Source organism: Terrabacter sp. 2RAF25, from assembly GCF_052115265.1.
Taxonomy (GTDB): Bacteria; Actinomycetota; Actinomycetes; order Actinomycetales; family Dermatophilaceae; genus Terrabacter.
Genome location: NZ_JBFRGJ010000002.1, coordinates 917163 through 937594, shown reverse-complemented (window position 1 = coordinate 937594; position 20432 = coordinate 917163). Strand labels below are relative to the sequence as shown.

Genomic DNA, 20432 nt, shown 5'->3' with positions numbered 1-20432 from the left:
GACTCGTGCGGTGTGGGGGGCATGTCCGTGGGAAGCCCGTCGGGCCGCAATGACAGGGGAAGCCTAGTCATTGCGGCCCGCAAACCACGGGAGGCGACAGCGCGCCGGACCTCAGCCGCGTGACGATCCCAATGTGCTCAACGTCGGCGTGAGGGCCAGGCGGTCGCCGTCCCAGGTGACGGCATACGGGTCGGTGATCTCTCCGACGAAGGCGCCGTCGCGGTCGTGCACGAAGGCCAGCAGCTTCGTGTCCCCCGTCTCGCGCTCGGTGACGAACTTGCCGACGTAGAGCGACGGGTCGTCGATGACCTGGGCGCCGGCGATGTCGTAGGGCCCGAGCGGGGACTTCGCGTCCGCGATCCACACCCCGCCCGTCACCCCGTCGGCCCGCGCCGCCTCCGGCATGTCACCGACCAGGCAGTTGAAGAGCAGCACGTCGCGGCCGTCGACGACGAAGGGCTGCAGCACCTCGAGCTGCCCGAAACCCTCCCCCGGTGACGACAGCGGCTCCCGCAGCTCCCAGGTCTCCAGGTCGGCCGACCACGCGTGCCCGACCACCCCACGGTCGACCGTGTCGCCGTGGTTGGCGCGCGCGGTGATGAGCATGTGCCAGCCGTCGCCGTCCGGGTCGGGCAGCACCCACGGGTCGCGGAACGCCTCGTCGTGCCAGTGCCCGTCGGCGTACTTCTCGTACCACCGCGGGTCGGCCGCCAGCACCGGCCCGGGCGCCTTGTCCCACGTCATGAGGTCGGTCGACACGGCATACCCGATCGACTGCACGTTCGCCCCGGAGGCGTTCAGCGACGCCCCCGTGTAGAACATGAACCACCGCCCGTCCGGGTGCCGGACGACCGACCCGGTCCACGTCGCCAGGTCGTCGAAGGCTGGCGCGTCCGAGCGCACGAGCGCGTCGACGACACGCTCCCAGTGAACGAGGTCGGACGAGACCGCGTGACCGACCGACGCGCGGTAGTGCCGGGCGTGCGGGTCACGCAGCGCACGCGACGCGTAGAGGAAGAACAGGTGGTACTGCTCGCCGTCGTCGACGGTCCAGAAGTCCCACACCCACGCCTCGGGGAGCTTGAACACGAGTCAGCCTTTCACGCCGGATGAGGCGATGGAGTTGATGAACGATCGCTGGAAAGCCACAAACAAAACCAGCACGGGCGCGGTGATCATCGACGCGTACGCCATGATCTGCCCCCACGAGGTGTTGAGCTGCTTGAAGTAGTCGATGCCGACCATGACCGGTCGCAGCTCCTCGGTCTGCACCGACATGAGGGGCCAGAGGTACTGGTTCCACATCGGCAGGAAGGTGAGGATCGCGACCGTCGCGACGGCCGGCCCCGACAGCGGCATGACGATGCTGCGGTAGATGCGGAACCACCCCGCGCCGTCGACCTTGGCCGCCTCGTCGAGCTCCTTCGGGATCGAGTCGAAGTACTGGTAGAAGAGGAAGATCGAGAAGGCGTTGGCGATGAACGGCACGATCTGCACCTGGTAGGTGTCGAGCCAGCCCTCGCTGAAGCCGTCCGGCCCGAGGAAGGGCAGCTTGTTGGACCACCACAGCAGCGGCAGGGCGAGCGTCTCGAACGGCACGATGAGCGTCGCGAGGATGATGCCTAGCACGGCGCCCGCGCCGCGGAACCCGATGCGCGCCAAGGCGAACGCCGCCATCGAGTTGACGACGATGCCGAGCACCACGGTGACGACGGTGATGATGACGGAGTTCATCATGAACTGCGCGAACGGAACTCGCCCGAAGACGCCCGTGTAGTTGTCCGTCGAGATGTCACCGACGGGCAGGAACGCCTTCCAGCTGCCGAGGTCGCCGAAGATCTGCAGGTCCGGCTTGAAGCTGCTGACGAACATGAAGACCAGCGGCAGCCCGAAGACGAGGCAGAGCACGATGCGGGCGAGCACGCCGAGAGGCTTGCGTATGCCGTGTCGTCCCGAGTCCCCGCGGCGCGGTGGCGTCGTGGTCGGGTCGGCGACGTGCGCGAGGTGGTCCGACCCGAGGCTCGAGCTGGGACCACGACCGAAGTCCGGTGCGGTTGCGGTGGTCATCGGGCGTCCTTGTCTCGGGTGAAGTAGCGGTTGACGAGGGTGACGGCGAGCACGAGCACGAAGAAGACGAGCGAGATCGCCGAGGCGTAGCCGGTCTGCTGCTGCTGGAAGCCGGTGCGCACCGCCATGAGCACGACCGTCGACGTCGAGTCGAGCGGCCCGCCCTGGGTCATGATGTTGACCTGGGTGAAGAGGGCGAACGCCGAGATCGTGATGGTGATGAGGATGAAGGTCCGCGTCGCCCGCAGCCCCGGCCACGTGACGTAGCGGAACTTGTCCCACGTGCCGGCGCCGTCGAGCTCGGCCGCCTCGTAGAGGTCGCCGGGGATCGTCTGCAGCCCCGAGAGCCAGATGACCATGTGGAAGCCCATCGCCTGCCACGCCGACATGAGGATGATCGCGAGCAGCGCCGTGTGCGGGTCGCCGAGCCAGTCGGGCCCGTCGATGCCGAACTTCAGCAGCACCTGGTTGATGAGGCCGTTCTTCTGGTACATGAAGAGCCACAGCATCGACACGACGACCATCGACGTCACGACCGGCAGGAAGTAGACGGTGCGGAAGAAGTTGACCCCGCGCATCTTGACGTTGACGAGCAGGGCCAGCCCGAGCGCACACGCCGACTGCACCGGCACGATGACCGCCGCGAAGATGATCGTGTTGCGCAGCGACGCCCAGAACGTGTCGTCCGCGAAGAGGCGCACGAAGTTGTCGACGCCGATGAACTCCGCCGGCCGCGGCGAGATGAGCCGCGCGTTGGTGAAGGCCAGCCCGAAGGTCAGGCCGATCGGGATGAGCAGGAACGTGATGAGCAGGATCCCGGCCGGCAACAGCATGAGCAGCGCCGTCGTGGTCGACGAGCGTGAGCCGCTGATGGACCTGCCGGACGTGCCGGTGCTGCCCGGGGTGCCGGCGGCACCGTTGCGCCGCCGGCCCCTTCGCGTCGTCGTCGCCGAGCCACTCTCGGCCGCAGTGATGGTCGTCATGTCAGTCACTCACTGGAAGTAGCCGTTGGACTTCTGGTTGGCGTCGATGTCCTTCACGGCCTGGTCGAGCGCCTGCTTCGGGTCCGCACCGTTGAGGATGTCCTGCGCGGTCTTGGTGAACTCCGTCGCGATGAAGGGGTAGCCGGGCGAGACGGGACGCAGCACGGCGAACTTCTTGGCGTAGTCGAGGAAGAGCTGGTTCTCCCCGCCCTTCTCGTAGCCCTTCACCTGGGCGGCGGCGGCATCGGTGGCCGGGATGTTGTTCGTGTCGCGGGCGACGCTCGCGACGTACTTGTCCTGCGCCGCGAACTTCATGTAGTCGAGCGCGCCGGCCTTGTCGGTGCAGTTCTGCGAGATGCCCCACTGCCACGAGCCGCCACCGATCTTCGGGCCGGTGCCGAGGTCCGGCGGCGGGAGGAAGAGGGTGTCCTTGCCGAAGGCCTTGCGGGTGTCGACGGCGGTCCACGTGCCGTTGTAGAGGATCGCGGACTTGCCGTTGATGAAGTCCTTGGCCGGGTCGGCGCCCGACTTCAGAGGGACGAGGCCATCGGTGACGAGGCCGCGGAACCACTTCGCCCACTCGAGCGCCTTGGGGCCGTTGAGCAATCCCTCAGCAGTCTTGTAGCCGTCGCGGTTGACGAGGTCGCCGCCGAAGCTCTGGAGCATCGGGGAGTACGCGTACGGCCACCACTCGCCGGTGAAGCTCGTCGCGATGTCGAGCGGGTTCTGGAACGCGCCGGAGGCCTTGATCTTCTTCAGGGCCGCGGTGAACTCGTCCTTGGTCCACGGCTGGTCGACGGTCGGGACCCGGATGCCGTACTTGTCGAGGATCGTCTTGCGCGTGACCATGACGAGCGCGACGTCGTAGTAGCCGTAGGAGTACGTCTTGTTGTCCCACTTGCCGAGCACGGTCGGGAGGTACTTCGACAGCGTCCCCTCGAGACCGTCGAGCGGCGCGAGGTAGCCGGCCCAGGCCCAGTTCGGCACGTTCGGCCCGTCGATGTCGAGGATGCACGGGAGCTTCTTGCTGGCGGCTGCCGCGACGACGGACTGGTTGTAGGAGTCCTGCGGGAAGGCCTGGACGTTCACCTTGTACTTGCCCTGGCTCGCGTTGTAGTCGGTGACGATCTTCTGGATCGCCGCGAGCTCGGCCTTGTTGCCGGCGTTGTGCGTCCACATGGTCAGTTCGCCACCGGCGCCGCCGGAGCTCGAGCTGCCGCCCTTGGCGCAGGCGGCCATGGACAGGGGCAGCGCCGCGGCGAGCAGGCCGACGGCGATGCGCTTGGGGGTGGGGGTGAGCTTCATCGGTTCCTCCGTGATGGTCAGGTCAGCGCCACTGCTAAAACCTTTCAGCACGAGAAGGTAGCGGGCCGGCGGGGCGCCGCGCAAGAGGTTGCTAAATCCTTTTCACCAGCCGGTATGCCCTCAGGCCATCTCTACCGTGGGGTACGCTTGCGCCGGGCGCCCCAGGGAGGGTGCACACGGCATACGCAAGGTCGCGACCACGCGACGACGAAGGGGTGGGAGTGAACAAGCGGACGACGCTCGCAGACGTCGCCGAGCGGGCCGGCCTGTCGAAGACGGCCGTGAGCCTGGTGCTCAACAACCGGCCCGGCTCGCGCCTGTCCGCCGACGCCGTCGCACGCATCCACGAGGCCGCTCGCGAGCTCAACTACCGCCCCAACCCGCAGGCACGCTCGCTGCGGCTCGGCACCACCGGCACCGTCGGTTTCATCTCCGACGACGTCACCGTCACCCGCTTCGCCTCCGCGATGATCCGCGGCCTGCTCGACGCCGCCGACGAGAGCGACCGCGGCGTCCTCATCGCCGAGACCTTCAACCACCCCAAGCAGCTGCGCAAGGCGCTGGACTCGATGGCCGACCGCCAGGTCGACGGGCTCATCTTCGGAGCCCTGTCGGCACGCCTCATCGACCTCCCGCCGCTGCCTGACGGCATCCGCACCGTCACCGTCAACTGCGTCAACCCGGACGTGCCCGTCGCCGTCCTCCCCGACGAGGAGCAGGCCGGGTATGCCGTCACGCGCCACCTGCTCGACGCCGGCCACCGCGACGGGATCGCGATCATCGGCAATGCGCCGGTGGCGCGGACCGACCCGCGCGTCTCGGTGACGATCGGCCGCCGCTTCGACGGCATCCACCGTGCGCTCGACGAGGCCGGCGTGACCCCCGTGGCGGTCGCAGACATCGAGAAGTGGGAGCCCTGGAACGGCTACGACGCGGCCAAGGCAGTGCTGGCGTCCGGCGCGCCCGTCACGGCGGTGCTCTGCCTCAACGACCGCGTCGCCTTCGGCGCCCAGCAGGCCATGCAGGAGAAGGGACTCCGCATCCCTGACGACCTCTCGGTCGCCTCCTTCGACGACGACCAGATCGCCGCCTACCTGCGCCCCGGGCTCACCACGGCTCGGCTGCCGTACCTCGAGATGGGCCGTCGCGGGCTCGAGCTGCTGCTCGACCCCGCGCCCACGCCGGGCGAGCACCTCGTCGAGATGCCGCTCCAGGTACGCGGGTCGGTCCGCAGCCTCACCTGACGGCTCCGCGGCATCGGGCCACCTCTGGCCACTGTCACTCCAGCTGCGGGCTCAGTCTGAGGTCATCGTCTGGCCCGTCGGGTGGGACTCATCCCGGGTCGGCGAGGGGGTTGACCGTGCGCAGGGGCGTGAACCGCGCGAAACCACGGTCGAGGGTCACCAGCGTCGCGCCGAGCTCGAGGGCGTGGGCCGCGAGGACTGCGTCGGGCACGTCGTTGCCCCTCAGCCGGTGCTCCCTGACGAGCTCCGTGACGATCGGCCAGTGCTCCGGGCCCGGGCGCACCCGCACCGCCGCCGGCGCCGAGGCCAGCGACTCGGCGAACTCGAGAACATCAGAGGGGGTCGAGGGCGTGCGGAAGACCCTGGGGTGGGTGGCGATGCGGATCACTGAGGCGAGGACCGGCTCGCTCACGCCGATGCGTTCGTGTCCGACGAGACGGGGCGCGAGCCATTCACTGACGAGCGCGGCCGACTCCGACTCTGCTGGCCGGTAGGCGTAGAGGCAGATGTTGACGTCAAGCAGGAGCATCGTGTGCATCACCATCGAGCAGGTCGGCCATGAGCTCCTTGTCCTCGAGGTCGACGCCGGGTCTCAGACCCGGCCGCTTCGGCACGAACGTGTGCAGCTGGAAATCGGCTCGAACAGCCGGCGTAGCCGCATCGGCATCGATGAGCTGGCGCAAGGCGTCCTCCAGAACGGAGCCGATGGTGCGGTGCTGGCGCGCGGCGATGAGCTTGGCCTCAGCGAGAAGCCGGTCGTCGATGTTCACGGTCGTGCGCATATGCGCATCATAACATCAACTCCTATGCATCATGATGCGAGCGCCTCAGCGCTCTCGCGTACGGACTGACCGAGCAGCCGGGCACTGTCGGTGGTCGCCTCTAAAGTCGTTTCATGGCAAGCGAACCCACGATGCTCGAGCTCCTCCGGAGCCGGCTCGCCGACCTCGAGGCGCGACAGCGCGCCACGGGCGGCGTGGCCGAGGGTGGGTTCTGGGCGAGCCTTTCGGGGCGTATGCCGTCTGCCTCGTCCCAGCCCACCGCGCCGTCTACGCGCGACCGGGGCACGAGCAGCGGCACCGCCGACGGCATGGGCAGCGGAGTGGGCGACATGAACGGCGGAGTCGACGGCAGCCTCGACGGCGTCGACGGCGTCGACGGCAGCCTCGACGGCGAAGTCGACGGCGGAGTCGACGGCGGAGTCGACGGCGGAATCAACGGCCGTGGCCCCGGGGGCGGGCCCGAGGCGTGGCTCGGCAGCCACGAGGCGATCGCCATCGAGGCCAGCCTGGGCCTTGGCCTGGGCGCGCACGCCGAGTCCGAGCTCACTGCGGCCGCCGAGCGCGTCGCCGGTCAGCGGCGTGCGCTGGAGGTCACCCTCGTCACCATCATCACCGAGCTCGTGACGCGCGGGGTCGAGCCACCGGCTGGTCTGTCTCGCACCGACTGGCTCCGCAGCCACGACCCCAGCCTCACCGCCGGGCAGGCCAAGGCGTTCGTCACCGTCGGCGCCGCCCTCGCCCAGGCGCGCTGGGCCCGGCTGCGGATGCTCGTGGCCACCCAGCAGGTCACCGTCGGGCACGCCGCCCAGATCATCGACTTCGACACCCGGGTGCGTCCGGTCGCCGACTCCGACGACCTCACCACGGCTCTCGACGACCTGACCACCCAGGCGGCACAGCTCCGACCCGAAGAGCTGGCCCGGCTGGCCCGGCACCACACCGAACAGGTCCGGCCACCGCACGACGAGGACAAGCTCGACCGTGGCCGCCGCGATGCCCGCGGCCTGTGGTTCACCCCACCCACCGCCACCGGCATGGTCGGCCTGCGCGGCATCCTCGACCCCGAGGGCGCCGCCATCCTCAAGGCCGCCATCGACCCGCTGTCCATCCCGTGCCCCGAGACGGACGAGCAGGGCCGCACCGTCACTCCCGACGAGCGCACCCCGGCGCGGCGTCGCATGGACGCGCTGCTGACCATCGTCCAGCGCGGAGTCGCCTCCGCCGAGGGCGTGCCCACCACCGACAAGGCCAAGGTCGTCGTCCTCATCGACTACGACACCCTCGTCGACGACGTCAAGGGCACCGGCACCACGCTCACCGGCGACGTCTTGTCACCGGGGGTCGTGCGCCGGATGGCCTGCGACGCCGAGATCATCCCGATGGTCCTCGGTGGCGACAGCGCCCCCCTCGACCTCGGCCACGGCCGCCGCCTCTTCACGCGCAGCCAACGCCTGGCCCTCATCGCCCGCGACCGCGGCTGCAGCTTCGAGAACTGCACCGTCCCCGCGACCTGGTGCGACGCCCACCACGTCCAGCCCTGGCAGGCCGGCGGCACGACCGACCTCACCAACGGGGCGCTGCTCTGCGAGAGACACCACACTCACGTCCACCAGCACGACCTCACCGCCACGGTCACCACGACCGGCGTCACCTGGCACACCAGATGACCCCGCCCCACACCCCGCCCATACCGGCGGGGACGTTGGGCTGCCCGGTGCGTGCCTTCCTAGCGAAGGCGGAACGGCGGTGCCGGCGAGCCGGCCGCCGCGCATGAGGTGTTCAACCCGTCGCCGCCGCCCGCCGCGACGAAGGTCGCGACCACAGAGGGCAGGCAGCCGAGCTGGCCGACGACGTGCTGCTGGGCGGGCATGACGACGAACGTGCTCCGGGGCTGCTGCGCGGCGATGCCGCTGAGGTTCGCCGGCGGGTCCTGGGGGTCCCCGTCACCGGCCAGCCACAGGGTGGGGACCGTCGTCCGCACCGCGGCACCGTCGCCCGCAGGCACGTTTCCCCGCGGGAGGTGTCGACACATCGCGGCCCGCTCCCGTGCCTGTGCGACCTCCCGCGGCAGGGCATAGCTGCCGACCCCGCGCCACGCCACCGCAGCCGGGTCGTCTCTCGCCCACGCCTCGGAGCAGAGGATCTCGTCGGCCATGACGAGGGTCGGCTCACTGGAGGAGCTGAGGCCGATGAGACCGGCGGCGTCGACGTAGCGACCCTCGTGGACCAGGTGGATCGCGAGCGGCACCTGCGCCGCACCGGCCTCGGTGAGCAGGGCCGTGTGGATCGCCTCGGCCAGCATGGCCTGGGTGATGACAGCGGACTGCCCGGAGGCACCGTCGACGACCCGCACCGGCGTGTGGAACCGCGCGAGCACCTCGCGCCACTCCGCGTCGAGCCGCGGGAACGCGGCGTGACACGACCCGTCGGCAGCGCATCGACGCAGCAGCAGCGCGAGCGCTGCTTGGCTACTCCTCGCCATCCGCTCGAAGACCGGCACGTCGACCGGGGTAGCCCCGTCGAGGACGGCGACGCGTACGTGCTCGGGGTGTTGGCGCAGGTAGTACTGCACGAGCGTCCCGCCGTACGAGGTGCCGTAGAGGTTGATCGCCGAATAGCCGAGCGCTGCCCGGACAGCGTCCAGGTCCTCGGCCGCGACGGCCGTGGTGAGCTGCCGCGGGTCGACGTCGATCGCCCTCAGCCCGTCGTGGGCCCACGTCGCGAGGCGCGCCTCCGCGGCTGCCGGAGCCAGGCCAGCGACGGCAGGGAGCGGCGGCAGGTGCACGGCCTTCGACGCGCCGGTGCCGCGCTGGTCGACGAGCACGATGTCGCGCGAGGCGTGCAGCTCGGTGAAGACAGACGGGAACCACGCGAAGAACTGCGTGCTCGCCTCGCCCGGGCCGCCGGCCACGACGAAGACGGGGTCCGCCCCCGCACGCGGGCCGCTCGCCGGGATGACCGCCACGCGGAGGCCGAGCTGCCGACCGGCCGGCTTCGACCGATCCTCGGGCACGGTCAGCGTGCCGCACAGGGCAGTCGCCTCGGCCCGCACCGGACGCTGGCCCTTGACGGTGCACGCCACCAGCGGGGCACCGGCCATCGACCGCCCGGCGGTCGTCGCGCCCGCATCACGCGTGGGGCTGCTCGCAGTGGCCGGGACGGTCTGGTCCGGCGCCGTGCAGGCGGCCAAGGCCAGTGCCACCACGACCCCCGGCACGACTCGTCGCCACCATCGCCACACCTGCCGCCTCCTCGACCAGCCTCACGCTCCCCTCATCCTCTGAGGGTGCGCGGGCCTGCCCCGGCGCCTCCAGAGGCGAAGGTCCCGCCCCCGCCCGCTCCCCGAATCCCACAGAACCCGACCGATGCCCACTCCCTTGGCCCCAACCGGGCGGCCTCGGCTGACAGGATCGTGAGCCATGACCTCGACGGTGTGGCTCGTCCCCCACACGCACTGGGACCGCGAGTGGTACGAGCCCTTCCAGCGGTTCCGCCTCCGCCTCGTCGACCTCATGGACGACGTCGTCGCCCGCGCCGCCCGCGAGCCCGGCTTCCGCTTCACCATGGACGGCCAGATGGCCGCCATCGACGACTACCTCGAGGTCCGACCCGAGCAGACCGATGCGGTGCGCAAACTCGTCGCGAGCGGCCAGCTGGCGATCGGCCCGTGGCGCGTCCTCATGGACGAGTTCCTCTGCTCCGGCGAGACGATGATCCGCAACCTCGAGATGGGCTGGGCCGACGCCGAACGGCTCGGGCCCGTCATGCCGATCGGCTACCTCCCCGACATGTTCGGCCACTGCGCCCAGATGCCCCAGATCCTGCGCCACGCCGGCATCGACCAGGCCGTCGTCTACCGTGGCGTCCCGGCCGAGGTCGACCGACACGAGTTCTGGTGGCGCTCCCCTGACGGCACCGGCATCCGCACCGAGTTCCTCGCCAACAGCTACGGCAACGTCGCCGACGTCTTCGGCGGCGGAGCAGCCCGCGAGCGCCTCGCCGCCCGACTCAGGACGCAGACGCACTGGTATGCCGGCGACTTCCTCGCGATGTACGGCACCGACCACGCCGCCCCCCTGCCCTCGCTCATGGCCGAGGTGGCCGATCTCGACGCCGACGCAGACGGCCCCCGCATCCAGGTGGCCACGCTGACCGAGTACCTGGCCGAGCCGCGTACGCCCTGCGACGACCTGCGCACGCTCGACGGCGAGCTGCGCAGCCACGCGCGCTCCAACATCCTGCCGGGCGTGCTGTCCGTCCGGTGGCAGCTCAAGGAGGCGATGGCCCGCACCGAGCGACTGCTCACCAGGTATGCCGAGCCGTTCGCCGCGCTCCACCTGCCCTCCCTGCCCAGCCACTACCTGTCGATGGCCTGGCGGCGGGTCATCGACTCCTCGTGCCACGACTCGGTCACCGGCTGCGGTGTCGACGAGACCGCGGTCCAGGTGCTCGCCCGGCTGCAGGAAGGAGAGCACGCCGCTCAGGCCGTCCGCGACCGTGCACTCGCGGTGGCCGCTTCGGCCAGTTCGCTTGGTTCGCTCGTCATCGCCAACCCGCTCGCCTCGGAGCGCCACGACGTCGTCGAGCTCACCGTCCCGGTGCCTGCGGACTGGACCCGGCTCGGGCTCGAAGTTGCCGACGGCACGGTGGTCGACGCGCAGGAGATCTCGCGACCCGATGCCGAGCTCGCGACCGAGACGGTGACGTCCGAGGACCTGCCGCGGCTCATGCACCGCGTCCACGACAGAGAGCTCTTCGGCCTGCAGGTGCGTGACATCGAGATCGACGACGCCGCACAGGTGCTCACGTTCCACCTCGCCGACCACGGCGACCCCGACTTCGACGCCATCGCGGCCGAGGCACGTCTCCGCGCGGCGGCGGAGTCGGCCGGCCCCGGAACCGAGTGGCACGTCATCACCCGGGACCAGCCCCGCCGCCGCATCGCGGCCTCGGTGCCCGTTCCGCCGCTCGGCTGGACCACCGCGCGCGTGGTCGCGCTCGAAGCCGGCCAGGACTCAGCCGCCCCGGCGGAGCAGGACCGTTCGGCCGAGACAACTGCGGCACAAGGTGCGTCGATCCGGATCGGTGACCGGGTCCTCGACAACGGCCTCGTGCGGGTCGAGGTCGCCGACGACGGCACGCTCACGGTCACGGCCGGCGGCGTCGTGCTGAGCGGCGTCGGCCGCCTCGTCGACGGCGGCGATCCAGGCGACTCCTACAACTACGCACCGCCCGCCCGCGACGTGCTTGTAGACACCCCCACGGACATCGCAGTCACAGCCGTCGGCAGCAGCGGACCGGTGGTCGGAGCCGTCCGGGTCGACCGCCGCTATGACCTGCCGCTTGCGAGCGACCTGGCCGGGCGCTCAGCTGAGACCGAGTCGACGCTCGTCTCGATGCACGTCGAGCTGCGCACCGGTGAGCCCTTCGTGCGGCTGCGCCTCGACTGGCAGAACCGCACGCGTGACCACCGCCTCCGGATCCACGTGCCCACAGCCGAACCGGCGCAGCACTCGCACGCCCAGGGTCAGCTCGCCGTGGTTCGCCGTGGCCGAACCGCGGAGGCCGGACCGGTCGGTGAGTACCCGCTGCCGACCTTCCCGGCCGAGATGTTCGTCGACGCCGGTGGTGCGGGCATCCTGCTCGGACGCACTGTCGAGTACGAGGTCGTGGACGGCCTGGCAGCGGGCTCCACCGAGGTCGCGGTGACGCTCCTGCGTGCCATCGGCTACCTGAGCCGCAACGTCCACCCGTATCGCAGCGAGCCCGCAGGACCCCAGCTGCCGACACCCGAGGCGCAGGTGCTCGGCCCGTGCACCATGTCGCTCGCCGTGATGCCGCACCGCGGCTCGTGGGCAGACGCCGGCCTCGTCCAGGCCGCCGAGGCCTTCCTGCACCCGGTCGTCGTCACCGCCGGCACCGCCCCCGCCGAGACAGCCGCACGCGCCGTCGAGGGCCTGACCGTCGACGGGCCCGGCGTGCAGCTCGTCTCTCTCCGGCGCCGCCAGGACGACGACACGTCCGTCGAGGTGCGCCTGCTCAATTCGTCCGACGACCCCACCGAGGCCCTGCTCGGAACGACCGCCGTCCCGATCCGATCGGCGTCCCACGTCGACGGCATGGGCAGGCCGGGCGATGAGCTCGGGGTCAGCGACGGCATCCTGCGACTCCCCCTGCGCCCGTGGCAGATCGCCACGGTGAGGATCGACATCGGAGTCCCCCTCCCCCGCTGACCAAGGAACCACCGCACCAGCCCTCCGCGCCCAGTCGAGTGCCAGTCTCCGACGCGCTCCCCCAGTCGAGTGCCCAGTTCCCGACGCGCTCCCCCAGTGGGCGCTCGACTCAGGGGGAGAGTGCGTGGACGGCTCGGGTGCCGTCCTCGAGCCAGCAGGGGCCGTCCCAGGCCCGCACGCGCACGCGGTCTTCGCGGAGGACGCAGCGGCGCTGACCGAAGCCGGTGAGGATCAGGCCCTCGGCTCCGAGGGCCACGACGCCGTCGCCGTCGCGGAGGAGCAGCGGGCCGTCGACGCCGGCACTGACCGCGGTCCGTCCGGCGCGCACGGCGCCGAGAATGTCGTCGCCCTCGGCGAGCACCCAGGTCGTCGGGGACCCGGGTAGACCGTCGCTGCCTTCCGTGTGGAAGTCGCTGCCGCCGATCGGCGTCGTCGCGGAGGTCTGCAACCACCAGGCGAGCGGTGCTCCCCAGGTCGGCACCTGCGCCCACGACGAGTGCCACACCTCGGCCACCTGTGGGCGGTCGACCGGCAGCAACCAGGCGCAGTCGCCGGCGAGCGGGTGGTTGATCGACATCAGGCCGCCGCGACTCTCGGCCTGCGCTGCCCACGTCTCGGGCGGTGACCGGAAGTCGACGAGCCCGACGTCGCCGAAGACGTTCGCGTGCCCGACGTCGCGCGTGACCTCCTGCCCCGGCACGAGCGTGATCCCGTGCCGACCACCAACCGAGGGCAGCTGCGCGTGGTGGCTGATCGTGTTGTGGTCGGTGACGGCCAGGAAGTCCAGACCCCGTGAGACGGCGAGTGCGGCAAGCCCGCCCACGGGCAATGATCCGTCGGAGTGCACCGTGTGCGAGTGGAAGTCGCCGGCGAGCCACTGCATCCCGTCCACCGACGGCAGCCCACGCTCCCTCCCCGCACGCGGCCGCGCCGAGGCACTGGCGGGAGCAGGCTCCTCGGGTGAGATCCGCCGGTGCTCCTCGACGACAGAAGGCTCCGCCGCCCGCACCGTCAGCTCCATCGCCGCCCCCGACGCAGGCACCCGGTGCAGCCCGATGAGCACGGACCACATCCCCGGCTCGACCGGCTGGGGCACGTAGCCCGGTGTCGCCCACCCCTCGGAGACGACGACCCGGCTACGTGCTCCACCCGACCAGCCGACGTAGCCACGCGGCCCCTCGAGACCGAGGTCGAGCACGGCACCCGGCTCGGCGGCATACGTCATCTCGACCTCGATCGCGCCTGCCCCTGACCCGGGCACGTCGAAGGCGATGGAGCGGATCTGCGACTCGGCGCGATCCTCGGGCAGCCAGGTGCGACCGACCCGCAGCAACGTCGGGGACGTCACGACACGGAACTGCTCGGCGAGAGCAGCTCCCCCTCCGCGTCGTAGACGAGCACGCGGCTGGAGGCCGGGGCGACCCCCACGACCGCCCCGACCTCGGGCTCCTCCCCCTCGGGCACGACGACCTGCACCCGCTGCCCGTCGTCGGTGCGCGCCGTGACGAGCACGCTCGCGCCGAGGCTCTCGGTCGTCTCGACCGCCCCCTCGAAGACGAGCGGCCCCTCGCCGCCGACCCGCGCGTACTCAGGCCGGAAGGCCACCGTGACCTCACCGTCCGCGGCATCGGCACCCGCCCACCCGACACCGACGGCATCCACGCCCTCGAGAGAACCGACCTGCAACGAACCGCCGACGAGCTTGCCCGGCAGCATGTTCATCGGCGTCGACCCGATGAAGTTCGCGACGAACGTGTTCGCCGGGCGCCGGAAGATCTCGGACGGCGTGCCCAGCTGGCGGATGCGCCCGGCCTCCATGACAGCGATCTGGTCGGCCATCGCGAGCGCCTCGCTCTGGTCGTGCGTGACGAACACCGTGGTGACCCCGAGGTCGCGCTGCAGGCGCTTGAGGAAGGTGCGCGCCTCGAGCCGAAGTCGGGCGTCGAGGTTCGAGAGCGGCTCGTCGAGCAGGAACACCGAAGGCTGGCAGGCCATCGCACGTGCGAGCGCCACGCGCTGCTGCTGGCCGCCCGACAGCTCCCCCGGCCGCCGCTCCATCAGCGCCGACAGCCCCAGCCCCTCGCCGGTCTCGGCTGCCTTCGCGACACGCTCGCTGCGCCCGACCTTCTTGATACGCAAGGGGTACGCGATGTTGTCGGTCACCGTCATGTGCGGGAAGAGCGCGTAGTCCTGGAAGACCATCGCGACGTTCCGCTCGCCCGGAGCGAGTCGCGTGACGTCGCGCTCGCCGATGGCGATCGAGCCGCCCGACGCCTCCTCGAGGCCCGCGATGGTGCGCAGCAGCGTCGTCTTGCCGCAGCCCGACGGCCCGAGCAGCGCGAAGAACGACCCGTCCGCGACCGTCACGTCGAGACCGTCGATGGCGGTGACGTCACCCGGGTAGACCTTGGTGAGCCCGTCGATGCGAATGCTGGCCATCAGCTCTTGATGCCTCCGTGGAACCGGAACCCGTAGCGTCGGTTGACGAACAGGTAGAGCGCCACCACCGGCAGCGCGTAGACGAGCGAGAACGCCGAGATGAGAGGCAGATTCGCCTGGCCACCCTCGGAGTAGAAGGTGTACATGACGACGCCCGCCGGGATCTTGGCCGGGTCACGCAAGAGGATGTATGCCGTGAGGAAGTCGCTCCACACGTTGACCAGGGCCCACACGGCGATGGTCGCGAGCCCCGGCCGCACGATCGGCAGCACGACGTGCCGCAGCACCTGGGTGGGGCTCGCGCCGAAGACCCGCGCGCTCTCCTCGTAAGACTTCGGCGTCGCGTCCATGAAGTCCTTGAGGATGAAGATCGCTGCTGGCAGAAGGCCGCCCGTCAGCACGAGGATCACGCCGGAGCGGTCGTCGATGAGGTTGAGCTGGAACATCAGCTGGAAGATCGGCACCATCGCCGCCGTGCCAGTGACGATCGAGCTGAGCAGCAGCAGCCCGTAGAGGATGCCGTTGCGCCCGGGGATGCGCACCCGCGAGAGGGAGTATGCCGCCAGCGCCGCCAGGACGGTCACGCCGAGCATCGTGCCCGCCGCGAGGTAGACGGAGTTCTTGAGGGAGGAGAACGCGTACGGGTTCTCCGACAGCTTCTGGAAGTTCGCGAGCGTCCAGTCGGGCCAGCTGACGTCGAGCCCCGGGCGCGCGTCGAACGGCGCCGTGACGAGCCACAGCATCGGCAGCGCCCAGAACGCCACGACCGCCGCGAGGAACGCGACGAGCGCGAGGCGGCCGACGACCGACCGGGCTCTCATCGGGCCCTCACCGCCGCTCCCGCAGCAGGCGCACGTAGAAGAGCGCGATGACGAGGTTGATCACGAGCATGATGAACGAGATGGCCGAGCCGTAGCCGAGCTGCCCCCCGTAGAGGGCCTTGTTGTAGATGAAGACCGGCAGCGTCTCGCTCGCGTGGTTGGGGCCGCCCGCCGTCAGCAGGTAGGGCGAGAAGTCGTTGAACGTCCACAGGCTGATGAGCAGGGTGTTGGTGAGCACGTGCCCGCGGATGTGCGGCAGCACGACGTCGCGCAGCTGGGCGAACGGGCCGGCCCCGGCGAGACGCGCCGACTCGAGCTGCGACGGCGGCACGGCCCCGAGCGCCGCCGAGAAGAGCAGCATCGAGAACGCGGTGCCGCGCCACGTGTTGAAGACGATGATCGAGGCCATCGGGTGCTCGAGCAGCCACTCGGTGCCGTTCGTGTGGAGCAGTGCGTTGAGGGTGCCGCCGTCACCGGAGAGGTAGGCGACCCAGAGGAAGGCGACGATCGAGCTCGGCAGGATCCACGCGAGCAGCACCAGCGTCTCTACCGCCGACCGCACCAGCTTCGGAACCGTGCGCAGCGTCCAGGCGAGCGCGAAGCCGGCGACGGTCTGACCGATGATCGCCGAGCCGAGCACGAAGAGCAGCGTCAGCCACAGCGAGTTGCGGAAGTCGGGGTCGACGATCGCGGCCCGGAAGTTGTCGAGGCCGACGAACTCGGGGTTCGCCGCCTGGATGCCGGTGAGGCGGTAGTCGGTGACACCGAGGTAGACCGTCCACGCCGCCGGCACGACGAGGAAGGCCAGCACGAGCACGAGCGCCGGCGCGACGAGGCCAGCCGCACGGGCCCGCCCGAGGCCGGCGGCGTCGTTCGAGTCGACGTGAGCCGGGTTGCGAGCCTTGCGTTCCTCGGTGTCCTTGCGGTCCCTGCGGTCCTTGCGGTCCACGGTGGCGGTCATCGGGCACCCGCCTCCCCCTGAAGGGGCGGGTGCCCGATGACCACCGCTGGGACCATCAGGATGTCGCCACCTTGTCTGCGCCTCCGACGGCCTTGGCCACCGCCGCCGAGTAGGCCTTCGCCGCCTCGTCGACGCTCTTGCCCGACACGATGTCGGCCGTCGCCTGCTGCAGGGCCTGCGAGACCTGCGGGTAGACGGCGAGACCGGGCCGGTAGTGCGTCACCGGCAGCACCTTCTGCGAGATGAACGTCAGCAGTGGGTCCTTGGCGAGCACCTTGTCGTTGACGTCCTGGCGCGCCGTGATGCGAGCGGAGCCAGCGAGCAGCGCGTTGATCGCGTCGGCCGACCCGAGGAACTGGAGCAGCTCCCACGCCTGCTGGGGGTACTTCGTGTTCGGGTTGAGGAAGTAGCCGCCACCACCCGACATCGAGACGTAGTCGGTGCCGCCCACGCCCGCGCCGGGCTCGCGCGCCGGGATGAACGCCCAGCCGACGTCGGTGTCGCGCGACGCCATCGGGTTGGCTCCCTGGTCGGGGTTGATGACCGACCGCCAGAAGTAGTCGCCCTCGAGCAGGATGCCGACCTTGCCGGCCGCGAACGCCGCGAACGACTGGTCACGGCCCTTGGCGGCCTGCTGGTAGTTCTTGTTGCTCAGCCCCTGGTCGACGAGCTGCTTGTAGAAGGTCAGCACCTCGCGTACGCCCTTGGTGTCGCCCTGCCACTTGTTGTCGGCGTAGATCTCGGAGCCGGTGCCCACGAGCAGCGGCAACACGCCCTGCATCGTCGTCGCCTCACCCATCGCCGTGCCGGCGTTGATCTGGACCGGCTCGATGCCCTGGATCGCCTTGAGCTTGTCGCCCGCGTCGACGATCTCCTGCCACGACTTCGGCTGCCAGTCGGCCGGCAGGCCGGCCTGAGCGAAGAGCTTCTTGTTGAAGTAGAGGACGCGCCCGTCGCCGCCAGCAGGTATGCCGTACGCCTTGCCCTCGAACGACGCGTTCGCCTGGACGGCCTTGGGGATCTGCGACCACCCCTCCCACGACGTCACGCCCGCTCCGGCGACGTCGGCCAGTGGCTTGAGGTAGCCGGCCTGGGCGAACTCGCCCACCCAGATGCCGTCGAGGGCCATGACGTCGGCGCCGGCCTTGCTCTTGAGGTCGAGCGCGACCTTTGTCTTGTACTGCTCGTCGTCGACACCCGACGGCTGGAAGGTGACCTTGACCGTGACGCCCTTGGCCTTCTGCTGCTGGGTGAAGGTCGGGATGACGTACTTGGCGTACCAGTCGGCCTCCTCGGCGTTCTTGCCGCCGGCGATGGCGTTGGACGTGATGGTGAGCGTGACGTCCTTGGCGCCGGCGTTCTGCGTCGGGTTGGCCGACGTGCCCGAGCTGCGGTCGCACGCGGCCCCCACCATGACGACGCAGGCGGCGAGGCCGATGACGACGGTGCGCCGGAGCGGGCGGGCGGGTGCGCGCCGCGGCGTGCCGGGGGTGGCGGAACGGACTTCCATGGTGTGGCTCCTTCTCCGGTGGCTGTGCTGAAGGCGTACTGGGTGATGACGGGCGGCGCCGTCTCCGGTGCGGCGCGACGTGCTGCTGGTGCAGGTCAGGGGGCGAGCAGGACCTCCGTCCCGGTCTCACGGACTCGGCCGAGCGTGTGCGGGTCGGCGAGCGAGGTGGTGATGAGCACCGACACCGACTCCATGTCGCAGACGCGGATCGAGCCCTTGCCGGGGAACTTCGTGTGGTCGGCGAGGAGCACCACCCGACCGCCGCTCTCGACGAGCCGGCGCTTGGTCGGCACCTCGACCGACGTCGTGTCGAGGATCCAGCCCTCGGAGTCGACGCCACTCGTGCCGAGGAAGACGAGCGAGGCGCTGACGTGGCGCAGGGCGTCCTCGGTGAGCGGTCCGACGAGCGAGTGGTAGGCCCGCCGCAGTGCTCCGCCGAGGATGACCACGTCGACGACGGGGTCGTGGCGCAGCTCGTCGAGCACGGCGAGGCTCGGCGTGATGACGGTGATGCTGCGGCCCCTCAGCTCGCGGGCCAGTGCGCCGGTGGTCGTGCCGATGTCGAGCAGCACGGTGTCGCCGTCGCGCACGAGTTCAGCTGCCCGGCGGGCGATGCGCTGCTTCTCGGCTGCTGCGTCGTCGGCGGCCTTCTCGTAGGGCTGGTCGATCTCGACCCGTAGGGCCGGGGCCGCGCCCCCGTGCACGCGCCTCACGAGGCCGGCGTCGGCGAGCTCGGCGAGGTCGCGGCGGATGGTCGCCGACGAGACTCCGAGTCGCATGACGAGGTCCTGCACGGAGACGGCTCCGTCTCGTACCTCGTCGGCAATGGCGCGGTGCCTTGCGTAGCGCACGATCGAACTCTTGCACACAAATGAGCGAAAATGCGCGCTGATGATCAGCGGGTGCACAACCGTGATCGACGGCCCCTGCTCCCCCGCTGCTGACCAGCCGCGTCAGGTGCTGCGGCCGCCGCGGCTCATCGCCCCGGGGTCGTTCGCGCCGCTCGGGTCGTTCGCCCCGCCGACCGTGCCGGTACCGTCCGCGACTCCCACGGAGCCTGGGTCGATGGTCTCCGCGTCGGGGCTCGACAGCGTGATCACGGCGCGCTCGACGACCTGGTGCTGCTCGACGCCGTGTCCGAGCGCGGTGAGCCGGTCGGCGACCTTCGCCTCCGTCTCGTCACCGACGAGGTCGACCGCGGCCACCAGGAAGACCTTGCCGGGCCCGACGAACTCGAGGTGGAGGAACGTCACCCGCTCGACCTGGGGGCTGTCGTTCAGCTCGTCCAGCGCACGCCGCCACACCTCGGCACTCACCGACTCGCCGACGAGGAAGTCGCGGTTACGCCGGATGAGGAAGATCGCGACGACCCCGAGCAGCAGCCCGACGAGGATCGATCCGACGGCGTCCCACACGGCCTGGCCGGTCACCTGGTGCAGGAAGATGCCCAGCCCCGCGATGAGCAGCCCGACCAGCGCAGCAGCATCCTCGGCGAAAACCGCCCGCAACGTCGGGTTCGACGTGTTCGCAATGAACTTCAACGGACGCAGGCCACGCCGCTTCGCCTCCGCCCTCGTCTGTCGCGTCGCTTGGACGAACGACACGCTCTCCAAGACGAAGGCGATCGCCAGCACGGCATACGCCCAGGTGTACGACGTCTCCGGCTCCTCGTGACCGAGCACCGAGATGCCGTGCCAGACCGACACGACGGAGCCGGCGCCGAAGAGGCCGAACGCCGCGAACATCGACCAGACGTACGCCTCCCGCCCGTAGCCGAACGGGTGTCTCGCGTCGCGGGGCTGGGCGGCCTTGCGCTCGGCGAGGATGAGGAAGACCTCGTTGCCGGCGTCGGCCCACGAGTGCGCCGCCTCGGCGACCATCGACGCGGACCCCGTGATCACGGCGACGAGCGACTTCGCCACGGCGATGAGCGCGTTCGCGACGAGCGCGATGATCACCGTCGTCAGGCTCTCGCCGCCACCGCCGCCCGTCTCGTCCGCTTCGGCTGCTTCCGCTACTTCGCCGCGCGCCCTGTCGTCTGCCACGAGTGTCACCCTTCTCCCACCGACCGTCGCCCGCAAGAGAGC

17 protein-coding genes are annotated in these 20432 nt (G+C 70.4%); 3 read left to right on the top strand and 14 right to left on the bottom strand.

Annotated elements, in window-relative coordinates; translation table 11 throughout:
* Positions 1–111: 111 nt before the first annotated feature.
* From AB4091_RS07595 to AB4091_RS07580, 4 genes are read right to left on the bottom strand one after another with little or no spacing between them, the layout of a single operon-like run.
* Positions 112–1089 (bottom strand): glycosyl hydrolase family 32, encoded by a 978-nt coding sequence (locus tag AB4091_RS07595; RefSeq protein WP_442291123.1) that lies wholly within the window; start codon positions 1087–1089, stop codon positions 112–114.
* A 3-nt stretch (positions 1090–1092) separates the two neighbouring features.
* Positions 1093–2067: a carbohydrate ABC transporter permease gene (locus AB4091_RS07590; RefSeq protein ID WP_442291122.1), complete on the bottom strand. Its 975-nt coding sequence runs from the start codon at positions 2065–2067 to the stop codon at positions 1093–1095.
* The gene (locus AB4091_RS07585) at positions 2064–3050 is read right to left on the bottom strand and encodes a carbohydrate ABC transporter permease (RefSeq protein WP_442291121.1); all 987 of its coding nucleotides are present in this window, start codon (positions 3048–3050) and stop codon (positions 2064–2066) included. Before AB4091_RS07585 ends, AB4091_RS07590 begins: the two co-directional genes overlap by 4 nt.
* Positions 3051–3059: 9 nt before the next feature.
* Positions 3060–4355 (bottom strand): ABC transporter substrate-binding protein, encoded by a 1296-nt coding sequence (locus AB4091_RS07580; RefSeq protein WP_442291120.1) that lies wholly within the window; start codon positions 4353–4355, stop codon positions 3060–3062.
* Positions 4356–4576: 221 nt separating this feature from the next.
* On the opposite strand from AB4091_RS07580, the gene AB4091_RS07575 reads away from it, so the two are divergent.
* Positions 4577–5599: a LacI family DNA-binding transcriptional regulator gene (locus AB4091_RS07575; protein ID WP_442291119.1), complete on the top strand. Its 1023-nt coding sequence runs from the start codon at positions 4577–4579 to the stop codon at positions 5597–5599.
* An 88-nt stretch (positions 5600–5687) separates the two neighbouring features.
* Here AB4091_RS07575 and AB4091_RS07570 read toward each other — a convergent pair whose 3' ends face one another.
* Both AB4091_RS07570 and AB4091_RS07565 read right to left on the bottom strand, forming a co-directional pair.
* Positions 5688–6128, bottom strand: a complete 441-nt coding sequence (locus tag AB4091_RS07570) for a TA system VapC family ribonuclease toxin (RefSeq protein WP_442291118.1) — start codon at positions 6126–6128, stop codon at positions 5688–5690.
* Positions 6115–6369: a hypothetical protein gene (locus AB4091_RS07565; protein WP_442291117.1), complete on the bottom strand. Its 255-nt coding sequence runs from the start codon at positions 6367–6369 to the stop codon at positions 6115–6117. The genes AB4091_RS07570 and AB4091_RS07565 overlap by 14 nt, the downstream gene beginning before the upstream one ends.
* Before the next feature lie 125 nt (positions 6370–6494).
* On the opposite strand from AB4091_RS07565, the gene AB4091_RS07560 reads away from it, so the two are divergent.
* Complete coding sequence (locus AB4091_RS07560; RefSeq protein ID WP_442291116.1) at positions 6495–8048, top strand: DUF222 domain-containing protein; 1554 nt, start codon at positions 6495–6497, stop codon at positions 8046–8048.
* A gap of 59 nt (positions 8049–8107) precedes the next feature.
* On the opposite strand, the gene AB4091_RS07555 is transcribed toward AB4091_RS07560, so the two are convergent.
* Positions 8108–9598: an alpha/beta fold hydrolase gene (locus AB4091_RS07555; protein ID WP_442291115.1), complete on the bottom strand. Its 1491-nt coding sequence runs from the start codon at positions 9596–9598 to the stop codon at positions 8108–8110.
* Positions 9599–9800: 202 nt separating this feature from the next.
* Here AB4091_RS07555 and AB4091_RS07550 point away from each other — a divergent pair, with 202 nt between their 5' ends.
* Positions 9801–12614 (top strand): hypothetical protein, encoded by a 2814-nt coding sequence (locus tag AB4091_RS07550; RefSeq protein WP_442291114.1) that lies wholly within the window; start codon positions 9801–9803, stop codon positions 12612–12614.
* 109 nt (positions 12615–12723) lie between these two features.
* Here AB4091_RS07550 and AB4091_RS07545 read toward each other — a convergent pair whose 3' ends face one another.
* The 7 genes from AB4091_RS07545 to AB4091_RS07515 all read right to left on the bottom strand — a co-directional run bounded on the left by AB4091_RS07545 (position 12724) and on the right by AB4091_RS07515 (position 20390).
* Complete coding sequence (locus AB4091_RS07545) at positions 12724–13962, bottom strand: CehA/McbA family metallohydrolase (RefSeq protein WP_442291113.1); 1239 nt, start codon at positions 13960–13962, stop codon at positions 12724–12726.
* Positions 13959–15053, bottom strand: coding sequence for an ABC transporter ATP-binding protein (locus tag AB4091_RS07540; RefSeq protein WP_442291112.1), 1095 nt, complete (start codon positions 15051–15053; stop codon positions 13959–13961). Before AB4091_RS07540 ends, AB4091_RS07545 begins: the two co-directional genes overlap by 4 nt.
* Entirely contained in the window at positions 15053–15874 is an 822-nt protein-coding gene (locus tag AB4091_RS07535; RefSeq protein WP_442291111.1) for an ABC transporter permease subunit, read from the bottom strand. The genes AB4091_RS07540 and AB4091_RS07535 overlap by 1 nt, the downstream gene beginning before the upstream one ends.
* A gap of 7 nt (positions 15875–15881) precedes the next feature.
* On the bottom strand, positions 15882–16835 hold the full coding sequence (locus AB4091_RS07530) for a carbohydrate ABC transporter permease (RefSeq protein ID WP_442291110.1): 954 nt from the start codon (positions 16833–16835) through the stop codon (positions 15882–15884).
* Positions 16836–16890: 55 nt separating this feature from the next.
* Positions 16891–18345 (bottom strand): extracellular solute-binding protein, encoded by a 1455-nt coding sequence (locus tag AB4091_RS07525; RefSeq protein WP_442291109.1) that lies wholly within the window; start codon positions 18343–18345, stop codon positions 16891–16893.
* 95 nt (positions 18346–18440) lie between these two features.
* Positions 18441–19196 carry a DeoR/GlpR family DNA-binding transcription regulator gene (locus AB4091_RS07520; RefSeq protein ID WP_442291108.1) on the bottom strand — a complete coding sequence of 252 codons (756 nt, stop codon included), beginning with the start codon at positions 19194–19196 and terminating at the stop codon, positions 18441–18443.
* A gap of 102 nt (positions 19197–19298) precedes the next feature.
* Entirely contained in the window at positions 19299–20390 is a 1092-nt protein-coding gene (locus tag AB4091_RS07515) for a cation diffusion facilitator family transporter (protein ID WP_442291107.1), read from the bottom strand.
* Positions 20391–20432 lie beyond the last annotated feature (42 nt).